Raw genomic sequence first — 18,494 nt, 5'->3', positions numbered from 1 at the left:
ATACATGAACACTATGAACGTAATTATTGCCGATGACCACCCGATTGTACTGTTCGGTATTCGTAAATCACTTGAGCAAATCGAGTGGGTAAACGTTGTCGGCGAATTTGAAGACTCCACTGCACTGATCAACAATTTGCCTAAGTTAGATGCTCATGTGTTGATTACCGACCTCTCAATGCCGGGAGATAAATACGGTGACGGGATCACGTTAATTAAGTATATCAAGCGCCATTTCCCGAGCCTGTCGATTATCGTTCTGACTATGAACAATAACCCGGCAATCCTGAGCGCGGTACTGGATCTTGATATTGAAGGGATTGTCCTGAAGCAAGGTGCGCCAACCGATCTGCCGAAAGCGCTTGCCGCTCTGCAGAAAGGTAAGAAATTCACCCCGGAAAGCGTTTCTCGTCTGCTGGAAAAAATCAGCGCCAGCGGCTACGGTGACAAACGTCTGTCTCCGAAAGAGAGTGAAGTTCTGCGTCTGTTTGCCGAAGGTTTCCTGGTTACTGAAATCGCGAAAAAACTCAACCGCAGTATTAAAACCATCAGCAGCCAGAAAAAGTCGGCAATGATGAAACTCGGTGTGGAAAACGATATCGCCCTGTTGAATTACCTCTCTTCCGTAACGCTGAGTCCCTCAGACAAAGAGTAATTCTTTTAGCACAAAAGTGCCTGATGGCACGCCGTTTATCAGGCCTACGAATGACACTGCGTGGTGCGTGTTCCGTAGGCCGGATAAGGCAAACGCCGCCATCCGGCATCTGTTATTCCCGCGCCTTCCTCACCCTTTCCGCATAGACCGTCAGCGTTTGCTTCAATACGTCCAACGTCACTGGCTTAGACAGACAGCTATCCATACCTGACTCAAGACAACGCTGCTTCTCTTCGGCCAGCGCGTTGGCCGTCACGCCGACAACCGGCAGCGTTAACCCTAGCTGGCGAATACGCTGCGTCAGACGATAACCATCCATGTTCGGCATGTTGACGTCGCTCAGTACGATGTCGATATGGTTTTTACTCAGTACATTGAGTGCATCCACGCCGTCATTCGCGGTTTTACACTGGTATCCCAACGATCCCAACTGATCGGCCAGTAAACGTCGATTGATCGGATGATCGTCGACCACCAGAATCATCATGTCATCGTTCGTTGCCCCTACTTTATCCGGGGCTGGTAGTGCAGTGGAAAGCTCTTCACTGTTCAGCTCAACGCTGTAGATATGCGCCAGCAGCGCAGGCAGCTCGTGAGGTGATGCCACGCTGTGCACCCACTCCCCAGGCACTCTTTCCAGTGGAATACCGATATGACGGCGGCAGAAAATCACCGCGGCGCGTCCCTGCCATGCCTGGTCCAGCACATCGTCAGCAATTAGCAGGTCATCCGCATCCGGTTGTTGCCCCTCATAACGCAGCACTGTCATCCCGTTACGCGTCAGGCTGGATTCAACAAACTGATACAGCGACGCGTTACGCACCGCCAGCCAGCAACGCTTGCTGACAAGCCCATCGATACCTTTATTCAGTGGATACTGCGCGCCATAAAGCGGAATACGCAGCATAAACTGACTCCCCATTCCCGGTTCAGAATCGACGGAAATGTCTCCATCCATCATGCTGATCAGTTTTTCACAGATAGCCAAACCAAGTCCGGTTCCCTGGAAATTACGCTGGACGCCGGTTCCCACCTGGAAGAAAGGATCGAACAACCGGACGACCTCTTTGGCAGGGATCCCGACTCCGGTATCACGTACGCGAATACTGAGATAGTCGCCGTTACACTGCACGTGCAGCACAATGCAGCCGGTATCGGTAAACTTGATAGCATTACTCAACAGATTGGAAATTACCTGCTGTAAACGCATCGGGTCGCCATTGAGCGCCACCGGTACATTTGGGTCGATAAAGCAGTACAAGCCCAGTTGCTTGCGGACCACCAGCGGCAGATAGTTAGCCGTAATATGATTCATGACTTCACGCGGTGAAAACTCGCGCGGTTCAATCTTCAGCTGTTCAGATTCAATTTTCGAGAAATCGAGAATATCGCTGATAATTTTCAACAGCAGGCTGGAAGAGTTGTTCATCGCCGTCACCAGGCGATCCACCCCGTTGGGTAACTCTTTGGTTTGCAACAAATCGAGGTTACCGATAATACCGTACAGCGGCGTACGCAGCTCGTGGCTCACCGTCGCAAGGAACATCGATTTGGACTGGCTCGCCTGCTCCGCCGCCTGCGCCATCTCCTGCAACGACTCTTCCATTTTTACGCGCGCGCTGACGTCAACCAGCACGCAAATCGCTACGTTTTCATTACGATAGCGCGAGTGCACAAAGCTGATTTGCAGATTGGTATTGTTACTGGTCAGTACATCGACAAAATTGACCTGCTGGCCGCAGATAATTTGCGTCAACCGCTGCCGGTCTTCATGCGTCAGCATGTTGAGATAGGTGTGCGCCAGCTCATTACTCAGGATGTTAATGCCATCTATCGTACGCAGAATACAAATACCAACCGGCGCGGAAGCCACGATTTTACGGTTAAACTGCTCGTGCTCTTCCAGGCGCTGAGCATCGCTTTCCGCCGGAATAAAAATACGTCGCTCATACATACGCGTGAGCATAAATAACGCCGCACCAACCAGCACATTCAGTAGGATCGCGTTCAGGATCATCATGCGGATCCGCTCCAGCACCAGGTCGACCGGTACGGAATACACAATGCTCAGCGATGAAGGGGGCAGGTTTTTCTTCAACACCAGATCGCGAAAACCTGGGGTATAACCAAACCAGGAGCGCTCCTGCATCCAGCGTGGTTCAGCCTTAATATTGCCCTCAGGGCCGGTGAGCGAAATGAGCGCATGACCATTTTCATCAAGAATGGTCACGCCCATTGGCAAACTGCCAGGCGTGAAGAAGTTTTCCATACGAATAGGTTGTTCGACGCCGAGCAGCGCTTGCAGACGATTGGCGAGATAAACCGGCGTCAGCGCATAGAAATACCCCACGCCCGGACGCGGCCCCTGGCTGATCCAGAACAAGTTGTTGCCGTTTTCGTCTTGCGTAGCATTGCGATACTTAATAATGCGCTCGTGTAGCGCCTTCAGCGCCTCGTCACGTTCAACCGGCATATCACGCAGGCCGAAATTAGCCATACAAAGGTTGTCGCTGCCGATCAGGAACACGCGATTCAAATCATAGGCGGCGGAAAAGTTGTCGCGCCAGTAGCGCATAAACCACGCCAGCGATTCCAGCGATCCCCGCCAGGCGTTGCCCATCACCGAGCAGTCGGAGTCGGCAAACAGCGGCTCAAAGTTTGGCACAACGGTTTTATCATCCCGCGACCGCAACGACATCACGCCGTTTTCCGCCGTTAAACGATTCTCAGCGATATATTTCAGCTCTTTAATTACATCAGAGGTGCGCTGAATGTAACGTTGGGCCTGATCGGAGCTGAGGTTAAGCTCCTGATGGATCTCAGATTCTCTCTGGTGCAGCGCATTCACGATGTAGAAAACGGAGGCGAACGCAATTAAAAACCAGATCAGGAGCGCCAGGGCCCTGAACAGGTAGCGTGAGACTTTTAGCGTTGAATGAACGGAAGCAAGGTATTTCAAAGGGGCGAAGCTCCGCCTCAGGGCATTAATAGAGTGTGGTTAAGGTAGCGGTAAATGTCTTTTGTCGCAATGCCATTAAAAAAAGGGCCGGATTTCTCCGGCCCCCTTATAACATCTCAATTACTCTTCAGCGTCGTCCGCTGCATCGTCATCGCTTTCCGCTTCAGGCGCGATATCCTCGTCCCCTTCAGCAGCACTGCCGTCGATGGAGTCGAGCTCTTCATCATCAACAGGTTCAGCCACGCGTTGCAGACCCACTACGTTTTCATCTTCCGCAGTACGGATGAGGATCACGCCCTGGGTATTACGCCCTACTACGCTGATTTCCGACACGCGAGTACGCACCAGCGTACCTGCATCGGTGATCATCATGATCTGGTCGGTATCTTCAACCTGCACTGCGCCAACAACGGAACCGTTGCGCTCGGTGACTTTGATGGAGATAACGCCCTGGGTCGCACGAGACTTGGTCGGATACTCTTCCGCCGCCGTACGTTTACCGTAGCCGTTCTGGGTAACGGTCAGAATTGCGCCTTCACCGCGTGGAACGATCAGCGATACCACGCTGTCGCTTTCCGCCAGTTTGATACCACGTACGCCGGTCGCGGTACGACCCATTGCACGAACGGCATCTTCTTTAAAGCGCACAACTTTACCCGCGGCAGAGAACAGCATGACTTCGTCACTACCGGACGTCAGGTCAACGCCAATCAGTTCGTCGCCTTCGTTCAGGTTAACCGCAATGATACCGGCAGAACGCGGACGGCTGAACTCGGTCAGCGCCGTTTTCTTCACGGTACCGCTGGCGGTTGCCATGAAGACGTTAACACCCTCTTCGTACTCGCGTACCGGCAGAATTGCGGTGATACGCTCGTTCGCTTCCAGCGGCAGCAGGTTGACGATTGGACGTCCACGCGCGCCACGGCTCGCTTCCGGCAGCTGATAAACCTTCATCCAGTACAAACGACCACGGCTGGAGAAGCAGAGGATCGTATCATGGGTGTTAGCCACCAGCAGGCGGTCGATAAAGTCTTCTTCTTTAATACGTGCTGCAGATTTGCCTTTACCGCCACGACGCTGCGCTTCGTAATCGGTTAACGGCTGATATTTCACGTAACCCTGATGAGACAAGGTCACGACAACATCTTCCTGGCTAATCAGATCTTCGATGTTGATGTCAGCACTGTTCGCGGTGATTTCGGTACGACGTTCGTCGCCGAACTGCTCGCGAATCAGCTCCATCTCTTCACGGATAACTTCCATCAGACGATCGGCGCTGCCCAAAATGTGCAGCAGTTCAGCGATCTGCTCCAGCAGCTCTTTGTATTCGTCGAGCAGTTTTTCATGCTCAAGGCCAGTCAGTTTCTGCAGACGCAAATCCAGAATCGCCTGGGCCTGCTGTTCAGTCAGGTAGTACTGACCATCACGCACGCCAAATTCCGGCTCCAGCCACTCAGGACGCGCGGCGTCATCACCGGCACGTTCCAGCATGGCAGAAACGTTGCCCAGCTCCCACGAACGCGCGACCAGCGCTGCTTTCGCTTCTGCCGGAGTCGGCGCACGACGGATCAGTTCGATGATCGGATCGATGTTCGCCAGCGCAATCGCCAGTGCTTCAAGAATGTGTGCACGGTCGCGAGCTTTACGCAGTTCAAAGATAGTACGGCGGGTTACGACTTCACGGCGGTGACGTACGAACGCGGCGATAATATCTTTCAGGTTCATGATCTTCGGCTGACCATGGTGCAGAGCAACCATGTTGATACCGAAGGAAACCTGCAGTTGAGTCTGGGAGTAAAGGTTGTTCAGAACCACTTCCCCGACCGCGTCGCGTTTCACTTCAATCACGATGCGCATACCGTCTTTGTCAGACTCGTCACGCAGCGCGCTGATACCTTCAACGCGTTTGTCTTTTACCAGCTCGGCGATTTTCTCGATCAGGCGCGCTTTGTTCACCTGATACGGAATTTCATGGACGATGATGGTTTCGCGGCCAGTTTTGGCATCCGCTTCGACTTCTGCGCGGGCGCGAATGTACACTTTGCCACGGCCGGTACGGTAGGCTTCTTCAATACCACGACGACCGTTGATGATCGCGGCGGTCGGGAAGTCCGGACCCGGAATATGTTCCATCAGCCCTTCAATGCTGATGTCTTCATCGTCAATGTATGCCAGACAGCCGTTGATCACTTCCGTCAGGTTGTGCGGCGGAATGTTGGTTGCCATACCTACCGCGATACCGGACGAACCGTTCACCAGCAGGTTAGGAATTTTGGTCGGCATGACGTCAGGAATTTGTTCGGTGCCGTCGTAGTTATCGACGAAATCAACCGTTTCTTTTTCCAGGTCAGCCATCAGCTCATGGGCGATTTTCGACATACGGATTTCCGTATAACGCATCGCCGCTGCGGAGTCGCCATCGACAGAACCAAAGTTACCCTGACCATCTACCAGCATGTAACGCAAGGAGAATGGCTGCGCCATACGAACAATGGTGTCGTAAACGGCGGTATCACCATGAGGGTGGTATTTACCGATTACGTCACCAACGACACGGGCAGATTTTTTATAGGCTTTATTCCAGTCGTTGCCCAATACGTTCATGGCGTAAAGTACGCGACGGTGAACCGGCTTCAGGCCATCTCGGACGTCCGGCAGCGCACGGCCAACAATGACCGACATCGCATAATCCAGATACGAGCTCTTCAGCTCTTCCTCAATGTTGACCGGTGTAATTTCTCTCGCAAGGTCGCTCATCTAACCGCTATCCCTCTACTGTATCCCGGATTCAAAGGTCGCAAATTATAACACATTCGCACAGATTCAGGTAAATGGATTCCCCCAGACAGAGGCTTTATTCATCCCGCCAGGCTGATATACTCATTTGCATCGCAAATTTAGGAGTAGAAGCCCCAATGAATGCCGAAAAACCCCCGGTAACTCACAACGTTGACCATGAAGAAATTGCCAAGTTTGAAGCAGTCGCGTCACGCTGGTGGGATCTTGAGGGTGAATTTAAGCCACTGCACCGTATTAACCCACTGCGTCTGGGCTATATTACTGAGCGCTCAGGCGGCCTGTTTGGTAAAAAGGTACTCGACGTCGGCTGCGGCGGCGGCATTCTGGCGGAAAGCATGGCGCGCGAGGGCGCAACCGTCACCGGGCTGGACATGGGTTTTGAACCGTTACAGGTAGCAAAACTTCATGCGCTGGAGAGCGGCATCCAGGTGGAATACGTACAAGAAACCGTTGAAGAACACGCGGAAAAACATGCGCATCAGTACGACGTTGTGACCTGCATGGAAATGTTAGAACACGTGCCGGACCCGCAGTCGGTGGTCAGGGCCTGCGCCAGACTGGTCAAACCGGGCGGCGAAGTGTTTTTCTCCACGCTTAATCGTAACGGCAAATCCTGGCTGATGGCCGTAGTTGGAGCGGAATATGTTTTGCGTATGGTGCCAAAAGGCACCCATGATGTGAAAAAATTCATTAAGCCCGCTGAACTGTTGGAGTGGGTTGACCAGACCGTGCTGAAAGAGCGTCATATGACCGGCCTGCACTACAACCCGATCACCAACAGCTTTAAACTCGGCCCAGGGGTTGATGTGAATTATATGGTGCACACTACCGCCAGGGTTGATTAACCTCTCCTGTAGGCCGGATAAGGCGTCAACGCCGCTATCCGGCATGCTCACGGGAACAATGCCTGATGACGCTCCGCTTATCAGGCTTACAAATCCTGTGCCAGATCATAAGAACTTTCTTCGCCTTAGATGAAGAAATCAGCACTCGATCAAATTTTCTATTTTTTTTCTCAATTATTGACATCCTCGCCAGGCCTTATAAGACGCGCACTTAGCGATTATTACCCTTTTGCAACCTCAATTTAACCTCAAAATCAACTCTTGTACTGAAAAGAATCCCTACTAGAATACTCACCATATAGCGTCTACTTTATCAAACAACCCCTACATATAGTATTTATCCACAGACTTAGTCACAACATGACTTTGTGGATAATATGGGGGATATTTTTTCTTTCACGGACAGGTAAAAAACCACATGAATCAGAGTCTGCTGGTGACAAAGCGTGATGGTAGTACAGAGCGCATCAATCTCGACAAAATCCACCGAGTTCTGGATTGGGCGGCAGAAGGACTGAATAACGTATCGATTTCTCAGGTCGAGCTGCGCTCCCACATTCAGTTTTATGACGGTATCAAGACCTCCGATATCCATGAAACGATCATTAAAGCTGCCGCCGATCTGATCTCCCGCGAAGCGCCAGATTATCAGTACCTGGCTGCTCGCCTGGCAATTTTCCATCTGCGCAAAAAAGCCTACGGCGAGTTTGAACCGCCGAAACTGTTCGACCATGTCGTGAAAATGGTTGAAATGGGCAAATACGACAATCATCTGCTGGAAGACTATACGGAAGAAGAGTTCAAGCAGATGGACTCGTTCATCGTACACGACCGGGATATGACCTTCTCCTACGCGGCGGTGAAGCAGTTAGAAGGCAAATACCTGGTACAAAACCGTGTTACCGGTGAGATTTATGAAAGCGCGCAGTTCCTCTACATACTGGTAGCGGCCTGCCTGTTCTCTAACTATCCGCGCGAAACACGTCTGCAATATGTAAAACGTTTCTACGACGCCGTTTCTACGTTTAAAATTTCGCTGCCTACGCCGATTATGTCCGGCGTGCGCACCCCTACTCGTCAGTTCAGCTCCTGCGTGCTGATCGAGTGCGGCGACAGCCTGGATTCCATCAACGCCACCTCCAGCGCGATTGTGAAATACGTTTCTCAGCGCGCCGGTATCGGTATCAACGCCGGTCGCATCCGCGCACTGGGCAGCCCGATCCGCGGCGGTGAAGCGTTCCACACCGGCTGTATTCCGTTCTACAAGCACTTCCAGACCGCGGTAAAATCCTGTTCCCAGGGTGGCGTACGTGGCGGTGCAGCCACGCTGTTCTACCCAATGTGGCACCTGGAAGTTGAAAGCCTGCTGGTCCTGAAAAACAACCGTGGCGTTGAAGGCAACCGCGTGCGTCACATGGACTACGGCGTACAGATCAACAAACTGATGTACACCCGTCTGCTGAAAGGCGGCGATATCACACTGTTCAGCCCGTCCGACGTCCCGGGCCTGTATGATGCGTTCTTCGCCGACCAGGACGAGTTTGAACGTCTGTACACCAAATATGAAAACGACGACAGCATTCGCAAGCAACGCGTGAAAGCGGTCGAACTGTTCTCCCTGATGATGCAGGAACGTGCCTCTACCGGCCGCATCTACATCCAGAACGTTGACCATTGCAACACCCACAGCCCGTTTGATCCGGTTGTCGCGCCGGTGCGCCAGTCAAACCTGTGCCTGGAAATCGCCCTGCCGACCAAACCGCTGACCGACGTTAACGACGAAAACGGCGAAATTGCGCTGTGTACGCTGTCCGCATTTAACCTCGGCGCTATCAATAGCCTGGACGAGCTGGAAGAGCTGGCCGTACTGGCGGTGCGCGCGCTGGATGCGCTGCTCGATTACCAGGACTATCCAATTCCTGCCGCCAAACGCGGCGCGATGGGCCGTCGTACGCTGGGTATTGGCGTGATCAACTACGCCTACTGGCTGGCGAAAAACGGTAAGCGTTATTCTGACGGCAGCGCGAACAACCTGACTCACAAAACCTTTGAAGCCATTCAGTATTACCTGCTGAAAGCCTCTAACGAGCTGGCAAAAGAGCAAGGCGCGTGCCCGTGGTTTAACGAAACGACTTACTCCCAGGGCATTCTGCCGATCGATACCTATAAAAAGGATCTCGATGCTATTGCCAACGAGCCGCTGCATCTGGACTGGGAACAGCTGCGTGAATCCATCAAGACGCACGGTCTGCGTAACTCAACGCTGTCTGCGCTGATGCCGTCCGAGACCTCTTCGCAGATCTCCAACGCCACCAACGGTATTGAACCGCCGCGCGGCTACGTGAGCATCAAAGCGTCGAAAGACGGTATTCTGCGCCAGGTCGTGCCGGACTACGAACACCTGCACGACGCGTACGAACTGCTGTGGGAAATGCCAAACAACGACGGCTATCTGCAGCTGGTAGGTATCATGCAGAAATTTATCGATCAGTCGATTTCCGCCAACACCAACTACGATCCGTCACGTTTCCCGTCCGGAAAAGTGCCGATGCAGCAGTTGCTGAAAGACCTGCTCACCGCCTACAAATTTGGTGTCAAAACGCTGTATTATCAGAACACCCGTGACGGTGCGGAAGATTCTCAGGACGATCTGGTACCGTCCATTCAGGACGACGGCTGCGAAAGCGGCGCATGTAAGATCTGATGAATGTTGCCGGGTGGCGCTACGCTTACCCGGCCTACGATTGCACGGTTTGTAGGCCGGATAAGGTTTTTATACCGCATCCGGCGCTCATCCCACAAAGGATTCACATCAATGGCATACACCACTTTTTCACAGACGAAAAATAACCAACTTCTGGAGCCGATGTTCTTCGGCCAGCCGGTGAACGTTGCCCGCTACGATCAGCAAAAATATGACATCTTCGAAAAGCTGATCGAAAAGCAGCTCTCTTTCTTCTGGCGTCCGGAAGAGGTCGATGTTTCTCGCGATCGCATCGACTTCCAGGCGCTGCCGGAACATGAAAAGCATATCTTCATCAGCAACCTTAAGTATCAGACGTTGCTGGACTCCATTCAGGGACGCAGCCCAAACGTAGCGCTGCTGCCGTTAATCTCGATCCCTGAGCTGGAAACCTGGGTGGAAACGTGGGCGTTTTCTGAGACGATCCACTCCCGTTCTTATACTCATATTATTCGTAACATTGTGAACGATCCGGCGGTGGTGTTTGACGATATCGTCACCAACGAACAGATCCAGAAACGCGCGGAAGGCATTTCCAGCTACTACGACGAATTGATCGAGATGACCAGCTACTGGCATTTGCTGGGCGTTGGCACACATACGGTCAACGGTAAAACGGTTGTCGTTAACCTGCGTGAGCTGAAGAAGAAGCTGTACCTGTGCCTGATGAGCGTTAACGCGCTGGAAGCCATTCGCTTCTACGTCAGCTTCGCCTGCTCCTTCGCCTTCGCTGAACGTGAACTGATGGAAGGCAACGCGAAAATTATTCGTCTGATCGCCCGTGATGAAGCGCTGCACCTGACCGGTACTCAGCATATGCTGAACCTGCTGCGCAGCGGCGTGGACGATCCGGAAATGGCGGAAATTGCCGAAGAGTGCAAACAAGAGTGCTATGACCTGTTCGTCCAGGCCGCGCTGCAGGAAAAAGAGTGGGCAGATTATCTGTTCCGTGACGGCTCAATGATTGGCCTGAACAAAGATATCCTGTGCCAGTACGTTGAGTACATCACCAACATTCGTATGCAGGCTGTCGGGCTCGATTTGCCGTTCCAGACGCGCTCTAACCCAATCCCATGGATCAACACCTGGCTGGTGTCTGATAACGTGCAGGTTGCGCCGCAGGAAGTGGAAGTCAGCTCCTATCTGGTTGGGCAGATTGACTCGGAAGTTGATACTGACGATCTGAGTAACTTCCAGCTCTGATGGGCCGCGTTACTCTGCGCATCTCTGGCACACAGTTGCTGTGCCAGGATGAACACCCTTCCCTGCTTGCTGCGCTCGAATCGCACAATGTCGAAGTAGAATATCAGTGCCGTGCAGGTTATTGCGGCTCCTGTCGTACCCGCCTGGTAGCGGGCCAGGTCGACTGGATTGCCGAACCTCTGGCCTTCATTCAACCAGGTGAAATTTTGCCCTGCTGCTGTCGGGCAAACGGCGATATTGAAATAGAAATGTAACGCATCGTGGGGAAAAATCGTTACTGACAAAAGAGCCGCCGGTGAACGGCAGCTCTTTATTTCTCCTGCAGGCAGGTATGAAAACGTTGACAGCAGACGGCCTTATCTAGCGGTTTATAACGTTTCATCCTATAAGGCCCGTGACCGGAGGTGCGTCACAGGCCTTGTGCCATTACTCTTTATTCAGGAACTTCACTGCTTTGTCGGGGAAGTCGGTGAACAGCCCGTCAACGCCCGCCTTGTTATACAGAATGTCATACAACTGGTTTACGTCAGTAGTGTAATCCGGCAACTGATCGGCACGAACGGTATAAGGATGCACCACCATCTTGTTCTGATGCGCATCCTGTACCATGCCAGTTAACAAGATATTGCCTTTCTTCGACTTCTCATCAACCAGCATGTGGTAGTCCGGCCCAATGCCGTCCGCATACTGCGCAACCTGCTTCATGGCACCCGGTTTAAACATCCAGTCGTAGTTGTAATTAACCCAACTGCCGTCCGGCTTTTTCTCCTGTGTTTCATTCCAGTCAGTGTACGCAATCAACTGTACCAGATTGAGATCCATCCCCATCTTCGGTTCCAGCTCATTCTTAATGCGCTTTAACTCTGCGACATCAAAACACTGCAGATAGACCTTGTCGTTCTTGTCGGTATACCCGTACTTTTTCAGTACTTCCAGCGTTTTAGCCGCAATGTCCTTCCCTTCCTGATGATGGAACCACGGTGCTTTCATTTCCGGATAAATACCGATGTTTTTACCGGTTGAATGATTTAATCCCTGAACAAACTCAATCTCTTCTTCGAAAGTGTGTACGCGGAAGTCAGATTTACCCATCGGGAAACGCCCTGGGTAGGTCTGGACCTTTTTGCCATTTTCGATATCAAAGCCTTCGGTAAATTTCAGCGATTTAATCTCATCCAGCGTAAAGTCGATAGCGTAATAACGCCCGTCTTTACGCGCGCGATCCGGGAAACGCTCGGCAACATCGGTGACGCGGTCAAGATAGTGGTCATGCAGGACGACCAGATGGTCGTCCTTGGTCATCACCAAATCCTGTTCCAGGTAATCTGCGCCCTGAGCATAGGCCATCGCTTTCGCAGGCAGCGTATGCTCCGGTAGATAACCGCTGGCGCCACGGTGCGCAATCACGATTTTATCAGCGGCAACCGCTGCGCTGCTAACCACCATACCTGCCAGCATTAGCGCTACGCTGAGACTTTTCAATGTGGTTTTCATCTATTAGCCCCCGTTACGCTTCAGTTCCATCTCTTCGTGATGACGTTTTTCGCCAATCATAACGACCACCAGCAGAATTACCGCCAGCACGCTACCGCCAATCATCACCATAAAGCCGCCGTCCCAACCGAAGAAGTCAACGGTGTAGCCGACAATGGCGCTCGCCGCCACAGAACCGCCGAGATAACCGAACAGTCCGGTGAAGCCTGCCGCCGTACCCGCCGCTTTTTTCGGCGCCAGTTCCAGCGCGTGCAGACCAATCAGCATGACCGGGCCGTAGATCAGGAAGCCGATGATAATCATACAAGCCATATCAACGTTCGGATTTCCTGCCGGGTTCATCCAGTAAACGATGGTCGCAATCGTCACCAGCGTCATAAAGAACACGCCGGTCGCACCACGGTTGCCACGGAAGACTTTATCCGACATCCAGCCACACAGCAGCGTGCCCGGAATACCCGCATATTCATACAGGAAGTAGGCCCAGGAAGATTTATCCAGTGCGAAATGCTTCACTTCTTTCAGATAGGTCGGTGACCAGTCGAGGATGCCGTAGCGCAGCAGATAAACAAACACGTTGGCGATAGCGATGTACCACAACAGTTTGTTCGGCAGTACGTATTGCATGAAGATCTGCTTCGCAGTCAGCTCTTCTTCCGCTTTCTCGTTGTAATCGTCCGGGTAGTCGTTCTTGTACTCTTCGATAGGCGGCAGGCCACAGGATTGCGGCGTGTCGCGCATCAGAGCAAAAGCAAACAGCGCGACGACGATCGCACCGAAAGCAGGCATGTACAGCGCCGCTTTCCAGTCATTAAACCAGGCCATGCCCAGCAGGAACAACAGAGGAGGCAGACCGCCGCCCACGTTGTGCGCACAGTTCCAGACGGAAACTATGCCCCCACGCTCTTTCTGCGACCACCAGTGCACCATGGTACGACCACACGGCGGCCACCCCATTCCCTGGAACCATCCGCAGAGGAACAGCAGCACAAACATAATCGCAATGCTCGACGTCGCCCACGGCACAAAGCCCATAAACAACATCACAGCGGCGGCCAGTATCAGACCCGCTGGCAGGAAAACGCGCGGATTCGAGCGATCCGAGACGGATCCCATGATGAATTTCGAAAATCCATAAGCAATGGAGATACCGGACAAGGCAAAACCCAGATCGCCACGCGAAAAGCCTTGCTCAACCAGATACGGCATCGCAAGGGCAAAGTTCTTACGTACCAGATAGTACGCGGCATAACCAAAAAATATCCCCAGAAAAATCTGCCAACGTAATCGACGATATGTCGGGTCGATCTCCGCTGCAGGCAAACGCGCCGTGTGTGACGCTGGTTTAAAAATGCTCAACATAGTGTAGCCTCCGTGGCCGTCTTTCATTCGAAGTAAACACTGCAGTTCGTCATTACTACCCTACCGCTCCCAGTGTGGCCGCGATGTTAAGGAAAGATACATAACAAAAATGTGAAACGCAGCACATATTGTTACAGATTTATGACAAATGTTCATAAAAGCGCATGAAATCACGTTTCATTTTCGAATAATGAGCGATTATGCGCGAAATCAAACAATCCATGTTTTTTATGTGGCTAAATGATAAAAAACGAACTGTGAGGAAAAACAATGAAAACTCGCGACTCGCAAACAAGTGACGTGATTATCATTGGTGGAGGAGCAACTGGTGCAGGGATCGCACGTGATTGTGCACTGCGCGGGTTGCGCGTCATCTTAGTGGAGCGCCACGATATCGCCACAGGGGCGACCGGACGTAACCACGGCCTGCTGCACAGCGGTGCGCGCTACGCCGTCACCGATGCTGAATCTGCCCGTGAGTGCATCAGCGAAAACCAAATTCTGAAACGTATCGCCCGTCATTGCGTTGAGCCGACGGACGGTCTGTTTATTACCCTGCCGGAGGATGAGCTCTCCTTTCAGGCTACCTTTATTCGCGCCTGTGAAGAGGCCGGTATTCGCGCAGAAGCGATCGACCCTCAGCAGGCCCGCATTATCGAACCCTCCGTTAACCCACAGCTGATTGGTGCGGTAAAAGTGCCGGACGGCACGGTTGATCCTTTCCGCTTAACCGCCGCCAACATGCTGGATGCGCGTGAGCATGGCGCGGTTATCTTAACGGCCCATGAAGTGACGGGACTGATTCGCGAAGGGGCAACGGTTTGCGGCGTTAACGTGCGTAACCATCTTACGGGTGAGATGCAGTCCCTGCATGCGCCAGTAGTGGTCAACGCCGCCGGGATCTGGGGCCAGCGCATCGCGGAATATGCCGATCTGAGCATCCGTATGTTTCCGGCCAAAGGTTCACTGCTGATTATGGATCATCGTATTAACCAGCATGTCATCAACCGCTGCCGTAAGCCGTCTGACGCCGATATTCTGGTGCCCGGTGATACCATTTCGCTAATCGGTACTACCTCGCAGCACATTGATTACGACGATATAGACAGCAACCGCGTCACCGCAGAAGAGGTCGATATTCTGCTGCGTGAAGGTGAGAAACTGGCGCCGATTATGGCGAAAACGCGCATTTTACGCGCCTACTCAGGTGTGCGTCCGCTGGTGGCCAGTGACGACGATCCAAGTGGACGTAACGTCAGCCGCGGAATTGTGCTGTTCGATCATGCAGGGCGTGACGGACTGGAGGGATTTATCACCATTACCGGCGGCAAACTGATGACCTACCGCCTGATGGCGGAATGGGCTACCGATGCGGTTTGCCGTAAGCTGGGTAATACCCAACCTTGTACAACGGCAGACACCGCGCTGCCTGGCTCACAGGATTCTACCGAGCATACGCTTAAACGCGTGATCTCGTTGCCCGCACCACTGCGCGGCTCGGCGGTCTACCGCCACGGCGATCGCACCCCTGCGTGGCTTAGTGAAGGTCGTCAACACCGCAGCCTGGTCTGTGAATGCGAAGCGGTCACTGCAGGCGAAGTGCAATACGCCGTCGAAAATTTAACCGTCAACAGTCTGCTGGATTTGCGTCGCCGTACCCGTGTTGGAATGGGGACCTGCCAGGGCGAATTATGTGCCTGTCGCGCCGCAGGTTTGCTGCAACGTTTTAATGTCACCACCGCCGCGCAATCTATCACCCAGCTTTCCGATTTCCTCAACGAGCGCTGGAAAGGCGTGCAGCCTATCGCCTGGGGAGATGCGCTGCGCGAAAGCGAATTCACGCGCTGGGTCTATCAGGGATTGTGCGGTCTGGAAAAGGAGCACCAGGATGAAATTTGATACCGTCATTATCGGCGGCGGTCTGGCCGGACTGCTGTGCGGCCTGCAACTGCAAAAAAGCGGTTTACGCTGCACGATTGTCACGCGCGGCCAAAGTGCCCTGCATTTTTCCTCCGGCTCACTGGATTTGCTCAGTAACTTACCCGATGGCCAACCGGTGACCGATATAGAAGCGGGCCTGAATGCGCTGCGCACTCAGGCACCAGCGCATCCGTATAGCACCATCGGAACCCACAACGTTCTGGAACTGGCCCAGCAGGCGCAAAATCTGCTGGAAGAATGCGGGACCCATTTGCAGGGCAAGGTACATCAGTCACATCAACGCGTAACCCCGCTGGGAACACTGCGCTCAACCTGGTTAAGTTCCCCGGAAGTTCCGGTCTGGCCGCTGCCTGCGCAGCGTATCTGCGTGGTAGGTATTAGCGGCTTACTGGATTTCCAGGCACATCTGGCCGCGGCCTCACTTCGTCAACGCAATCTCAGCGTCGAGACGGCAGAAATCGACCTGCCTGAGCTGGACGTCCTGCGTGATAACCCAACCGAGTTTCGCGCCGTCAATATAGCGCGCCTGCTGGATAACGAAGATAAATGGTCACTACTCTATGACGCTTTATTACCGGTCGCAAAAACCTGCGACATGATAATCATGCCAGCCTGCTTCGGTCTGGCAGATGAACGACTCTGGCAATGGCTTAACGAGCGCCTCCCCTGCTCGCTGTCGCTGCTACCGACCCTACCGCCTTCGGTTCTGGGTATGCGTTTACACAACAAATTGCAGCGCAAGTTTGTGCGTCAGGGCGGCGTCTGGATGCCGGGTGATGAAGTGAAGAAAATCACCTGTCAGGATGGCGTGGTCAGCGAAATCTGGACCCGTAATCATGCCGATATTCCTTTGCGACCACGCTTCGCCGTGCTCGCCAGCGGCAGCTTCTTCAGCAGTGGACTGGTCGCCACGCGTGAGGCTATCTATGAACCGATCCTCGGGCTGGATGTACAGCAAACCACCACTCGCGCCGAGTGGTATCAGCGTGACGTCTTCGACCCACAACCATGGCAACAGTTTGGTGTTACGACCGATGCCGGATTACGCCCGTCACTGGCGGGACAAACGATAGAGAACATGTATGCCATCGGTTCCGTTCTCGGCGGATTCGACCCTATCGCCCAGGGTTGCGGAGGCGGCGTGTGCGCTGTCAGCGCTTTACATGCCGCACATCATATTGCGAAACGTGCAGGAGGCCAGCAATGAGCGACACACGTTTTGAAAGTTGTATCAAATGCACGGTGTGCACCACGGCCTGCCCGGTAAGTCGCGTCAATCCGAACTACCCTGGTCCTAAACAGGCCGGCCCGGACGGTGAGCGTCTGCGCCTGAAAGATGGCGCGTTATATGACGATGCGCTGAAATACTGCATTAACTGTAAGCGTTGTGAAGTAGCTTGCCCGTCAGACGTGAAAATTGGCGATATCATCCAGCGCGCGCGCGCCAAATACGACACTACACGTCCGTCGTTACGTAACTTTGTCCTGAGCCATACCGATTTGATGGGTAGCGTATCCACCCCCTTCGCCCCGATAGTGAATACCGCCACCTCGCTAAAACCGGTGCGTCAGCTGCTGGATTACGCGCTAAAAATCGATCATCGCCGTACGCTGCCGAAGTACTCCTTTGGTACTTTCCGCCGCTGGTATCGCAGCGTTGCCGCACAGCAGGCGCAGTATCCGGATCAAGTCGCCTTTTTCCATGGCTGTTTTGTGAATTACAACCATCCCCAGCTCGGCAAAGATCTGATCAAGGTGTTGAACGCGATGGGAACCGGGGTGCAACTGCTGAGCAAAGAGAAATGCTGCGGCGTGCCGCTGATTGCCAACGGCTTTACCGATAAAGCGCGTAAGCAGGCGGTGAGCAACGTGGCTTCGCTTAGGGAAGCGATTGATGGCAAGGGCATTCCGGTGATCGCCACCTCATCCACCTGCACCTTTGCGCTGCGTGATGAATATCCGGAAGTGCTGGATGTCGATAACTCAGGCCTGCGCGAGCACATTGAACTGGCAACCCGCTGGCTGTGGCGCAAGCTGGATGAAGGCAAAACGCTACCGTTGAAAACGCTGCCGCTGAAAGTGGTCTATCACACGCCTTGCCATATGGAGAAAATGGGCTGGACGCTCTACACGCTGGAGCTGCTGCGCCAAATTCCGGGACTGGAGCTGACGGTGTTAGATTCTCAGTGTTGCGGAATCGCCGGAACATACGGCTTTAAAAAGGAAAACTACCCGACATCGCAATCCATTGGCGCACCGTTATTCCGCCAGATTGAAGAAAGCGGCGCTGATATCGTCGTCACCGACTGTGAAACCTGCAAATGGCAGATTGAGATGTCTACAAGCCTTCGCTGTGAACATCCGATCACCCTGCTTGCCAAAGCATTGGGTTAACTCTGTTGCCCGGTGGCGTCCTGCTTACCGGGCATTTTTGCGCATCATGTTCCGCTTAACTGAATACGTTGCAATTGGACGTATTTATCTCTGATTCAT

Annotated in this window: 12 protein-coding genes; 8 read left to right on the top strand and 4 right to left on the bottom strand. The window is 53.1% G+C overall.

Annotated features, from left to right (window positions below):
* The first annotated feature begins 4 nt into the window (after positions 1-4).
* On the top strand, positions 5-655 hold the full coding sequence (gene rcsB, locus WHR59_RS07625; protein WP_003027592.1) for a response regulator transcription factor RcsB: 651 nt from the start codon (positions 5-7) through the stop codon (positions 653-655).
* Positions 656-767: 112 nt separating this feature from the next.
* Here rcsB and rcsC read toward each other — a convergent pair whose 3' ends face one another.
* Positions 768-3,614 (bottom strand): two-component system sensor histidine kinase RcsC, encoded by a 2,847-nt coding sequence (gene rcsC / locus WHR59_RS07620; RefSeq protein ID WP_199994362.1) that lies wholly within the window; start codon positions 3,612-3,614, stop codon positions 768-770.
* Positions 3,615-3,734: 120 nt separating this feature from the next.
* Positions 3,735-6,371 (bottom strand): DNA topoisomerase (ATP-hydrolyzing) subunit A, encoded by a 2,637-nt coding sequence (gene gyrA, locus WHR59_RS07615; RefSeq protein ID WP_047409857.1) that lies wholly within the window; start codon positions 6,369-6,371, stop codon positions 3,735-3,737.
* A 158-nt stretch (positions 6,372-6,529) separates the two neighbouring features.
* Between gyrA and ubiG the strand changes: the two genes are divergently transcribed.
* The 4 genes from ubiG to yfaE all read left to right on the top strand — a co-directional run bounded on the left by ubiG (position 6,530) and on the right by yfaE (position 11,458).
* A complete protein-coding gene (gene ubiG, locus WHR59_RS07610) occupies positions 6,530-7,258 on the top strand; it encodes a bifunctional 2-polyprenyl-6-hydroxyphenol methylase/3-demethylubiquinol 3-O-methyltransferase UbiG (protein ID WP_043017017.1) in 729 nt (242 codons plus the stop codon).
* A 418-nt stretch (positions 7,259-7,676) separates the two neighbouring features.
* A complete protein-coding gene (gene nrdA / locus WHR59_RS07605; protein ID WP_043017018.1) occupies positions 7,677-9,962 on the top strand; it encodes a class 1a ribonucleoside-diphosphate reductase subunit alpha in 2,286 nt (761 codons plus the stop codon).
* A 111-nt stretch (positions 9,963-10,073) separates the two neighbouring features.
* Entirely contained in the window at positions 10,074-11,204 is a 1,131-nt protein-coding gene (nrdB, locus tag WHR59_RS07600) for a class Ia ribonucleoside-diphosphate reductase subunit beta (RefSeq protein WP_043017019.1), read from the top strand.
* A complete protein-coding gene (gene yfaE, locus WHR59_RS07595; RefSeq protein ID WP_043017020.1) occupies positions 11,204-11,458 on the top strand; it encodes a ferredoxin-like diferric-tyrosyl radical cofactor maintenance protein YfaE in 255 nt (84 codons plus the stop codon). Before nrdB ends, yfaE begins: the two co-directional genes overlap by 1 nt.
* Before the next feature lie 172 nt (positions 11,459-11,630).
* On the opposite strand, the gene glpQ is transcribed toward yfaE, so the two are convergent.
* Both glpQ and glpT read right to left on the bottom strand, forming a co-directional pair.
* Positions 11,631-12,698 (bottom strand): glycerophosphodiester phosphodiesterase, encoded by a 1,068-nt coding sequence (glpQ, locus tag WHR59_RS07585; protein WP_043017021.1) that lies wholly within the window; start codon positions 12,696-12,698, stop codon positions 11,631-11,633.
* Between the two features lie 3 nt (positions 12,699-12,701).
* Entirely contained in the window at positions 12,702-14,060 is a 1,359-nt protein-coding gene (gene glpT, locus WHR59_RS07580; protein ID WP_047409846.1) for a glycerol-3-phosphate transporter, read from the bottom strand.
* Between the two features lie 270 nt (positions 14,061-14,330).
* Between glpT and glpA the strand changes: the two genes are divergently transcribed.
* From glpA to glpC, 3 genes are read left to right on the top strand one after another with little or no spacing between them, the layout of a single operon-like run.
* Positions 14,331-15,959, top strand: a complete 1,629-nt coding sequence (glpA, locus tag WHR59_RS07575) for an anaerobic glycerol-3-phosphate dehydrogenase subunit A (RefSeq protein ID WP_172863197.1) — start codon at positions 14,331-14,333, stop codon at positions 15,957-15,959.
* The gene (gene glpB / locus WHR59_RS07570) at positions 15,949-17,208 is read left to right on the top strand and encodes a glycerol-3-phosphate dehydrogenase subunit GlpB (protein WP_172863198.1); all 1,260 of its coding nucleotides are present in this window, start codon (positions 15,949-15,951) and stop codon (positions 17,206-17,208) included. The genes glpA and glpB overlap by 11 nt, the downstream gene beginning before the upstream one ends.
* Positions 17,205-18,395, top strand: coding sequence for an anaerobic glycerol-3-phosphate dehydrogenase subunit GlpC (glpC, locus tag WHR59_RS07565; RefSeq protein ID WP_172863199.1), 1,191 nt, complete (start codon positions 17,205-17,207; stop codon positions 18,393-18,395). Before glpB ends, glpC begins: the two co-directional genes overlap by 4 nt.
* Positions 18,396-18,494: the final 99 nt, after the last annotated feature.

The sequence above is a fragment of the Citrobacter europaeus genome, assembly GCF_037482245.1.
Classification (GTDB): domain Bacteria; phylum Pseudomonadota; class Gammaproteobacteria; order Enterobacterales; family Enterobacteriaceae; genus Citrobacter; species Citrobacter europaeus.
The sequence above is the reverse complement of the archived record's forward strand: the minus strand, read 5'-3'. Positions and strand labels throughout refer to the sequence as shown.

Excerpts from the sequence above, each read along its gene's own strand:
- glpC (WP_172863199.1), top strand. The coding sequence starts at position 17,205 with ATGAGCGACACACGTTTTGAAAGTTGTATCAAATGCACGGTGTGCACC.
- glpB (WP_172863198.1), top strand. The coding sequence starts at position 15,949 with ATGAAATTTGATACCGTCATTATCGGCGGCGGTCTGGCCGGACTGCTG.
- yfaE (WP_043017020.1), top strand. The coding sequence starts at position 11,204 with ATGGGCCGCGTTACTCTGCGCATCTCTGGCACACAGTTGCTGTGCCAG.
- glpT (WP_047409846.1), bottom strand. The coding sequence starts at position 14,060 with ATGTTGAGCATTTTTAAACCAGCGTCACACACGGCGCGTTTGCCTGCA.
- gyrA (WP_047409857.1), bottom strand. The coding sequence starts at position 6,371 with ATGAGCGACCTTGCGAGAGAAATTACACCGGTCAACATTGAGGAAGAG.
- nrdB (WP_043017019.1), top strand. The coding sequence starts at position 10,074 with ATGGCATACACCACTTTTTCACAGACGAAAAATAACCAACTTCTGGAG.
- nrdA (WP_043017018.1), top strand. The coding sequence starts at position 7,677 with ATGAATCAGAGTCTGCTGGTGACAAAGCGTGATGGTAGTACAGAGCGC.
- rcsB (WP_003027592.1), top strand. The coding sequence starts at position 5 with ATGAACACTATGAACGTAATTATTGCCGATGACCACCCGATTGTACTG.
- glpA (WP_172863197.1), top strand. The coding sequence starts at position 14,331 with ATGAAAACTCGCGACTCGCAAACAAGTGACGTGATTATCATTGGTGGA.
- ubiG (WP_043017017.1), top strand. The coding sequence starts at position 6,530 with ATGAATGCCGAAAAACCCCCGGTAACTCACAACGTTGACCATGAAGAA.
- glpQ (WP_043017021.1), bottom strand. The coding sequence starts at position 12,698 with ATGAAAACCACATTGAAAAGTCTCAGCGTAGCGCTAATGCTGGCAGGT.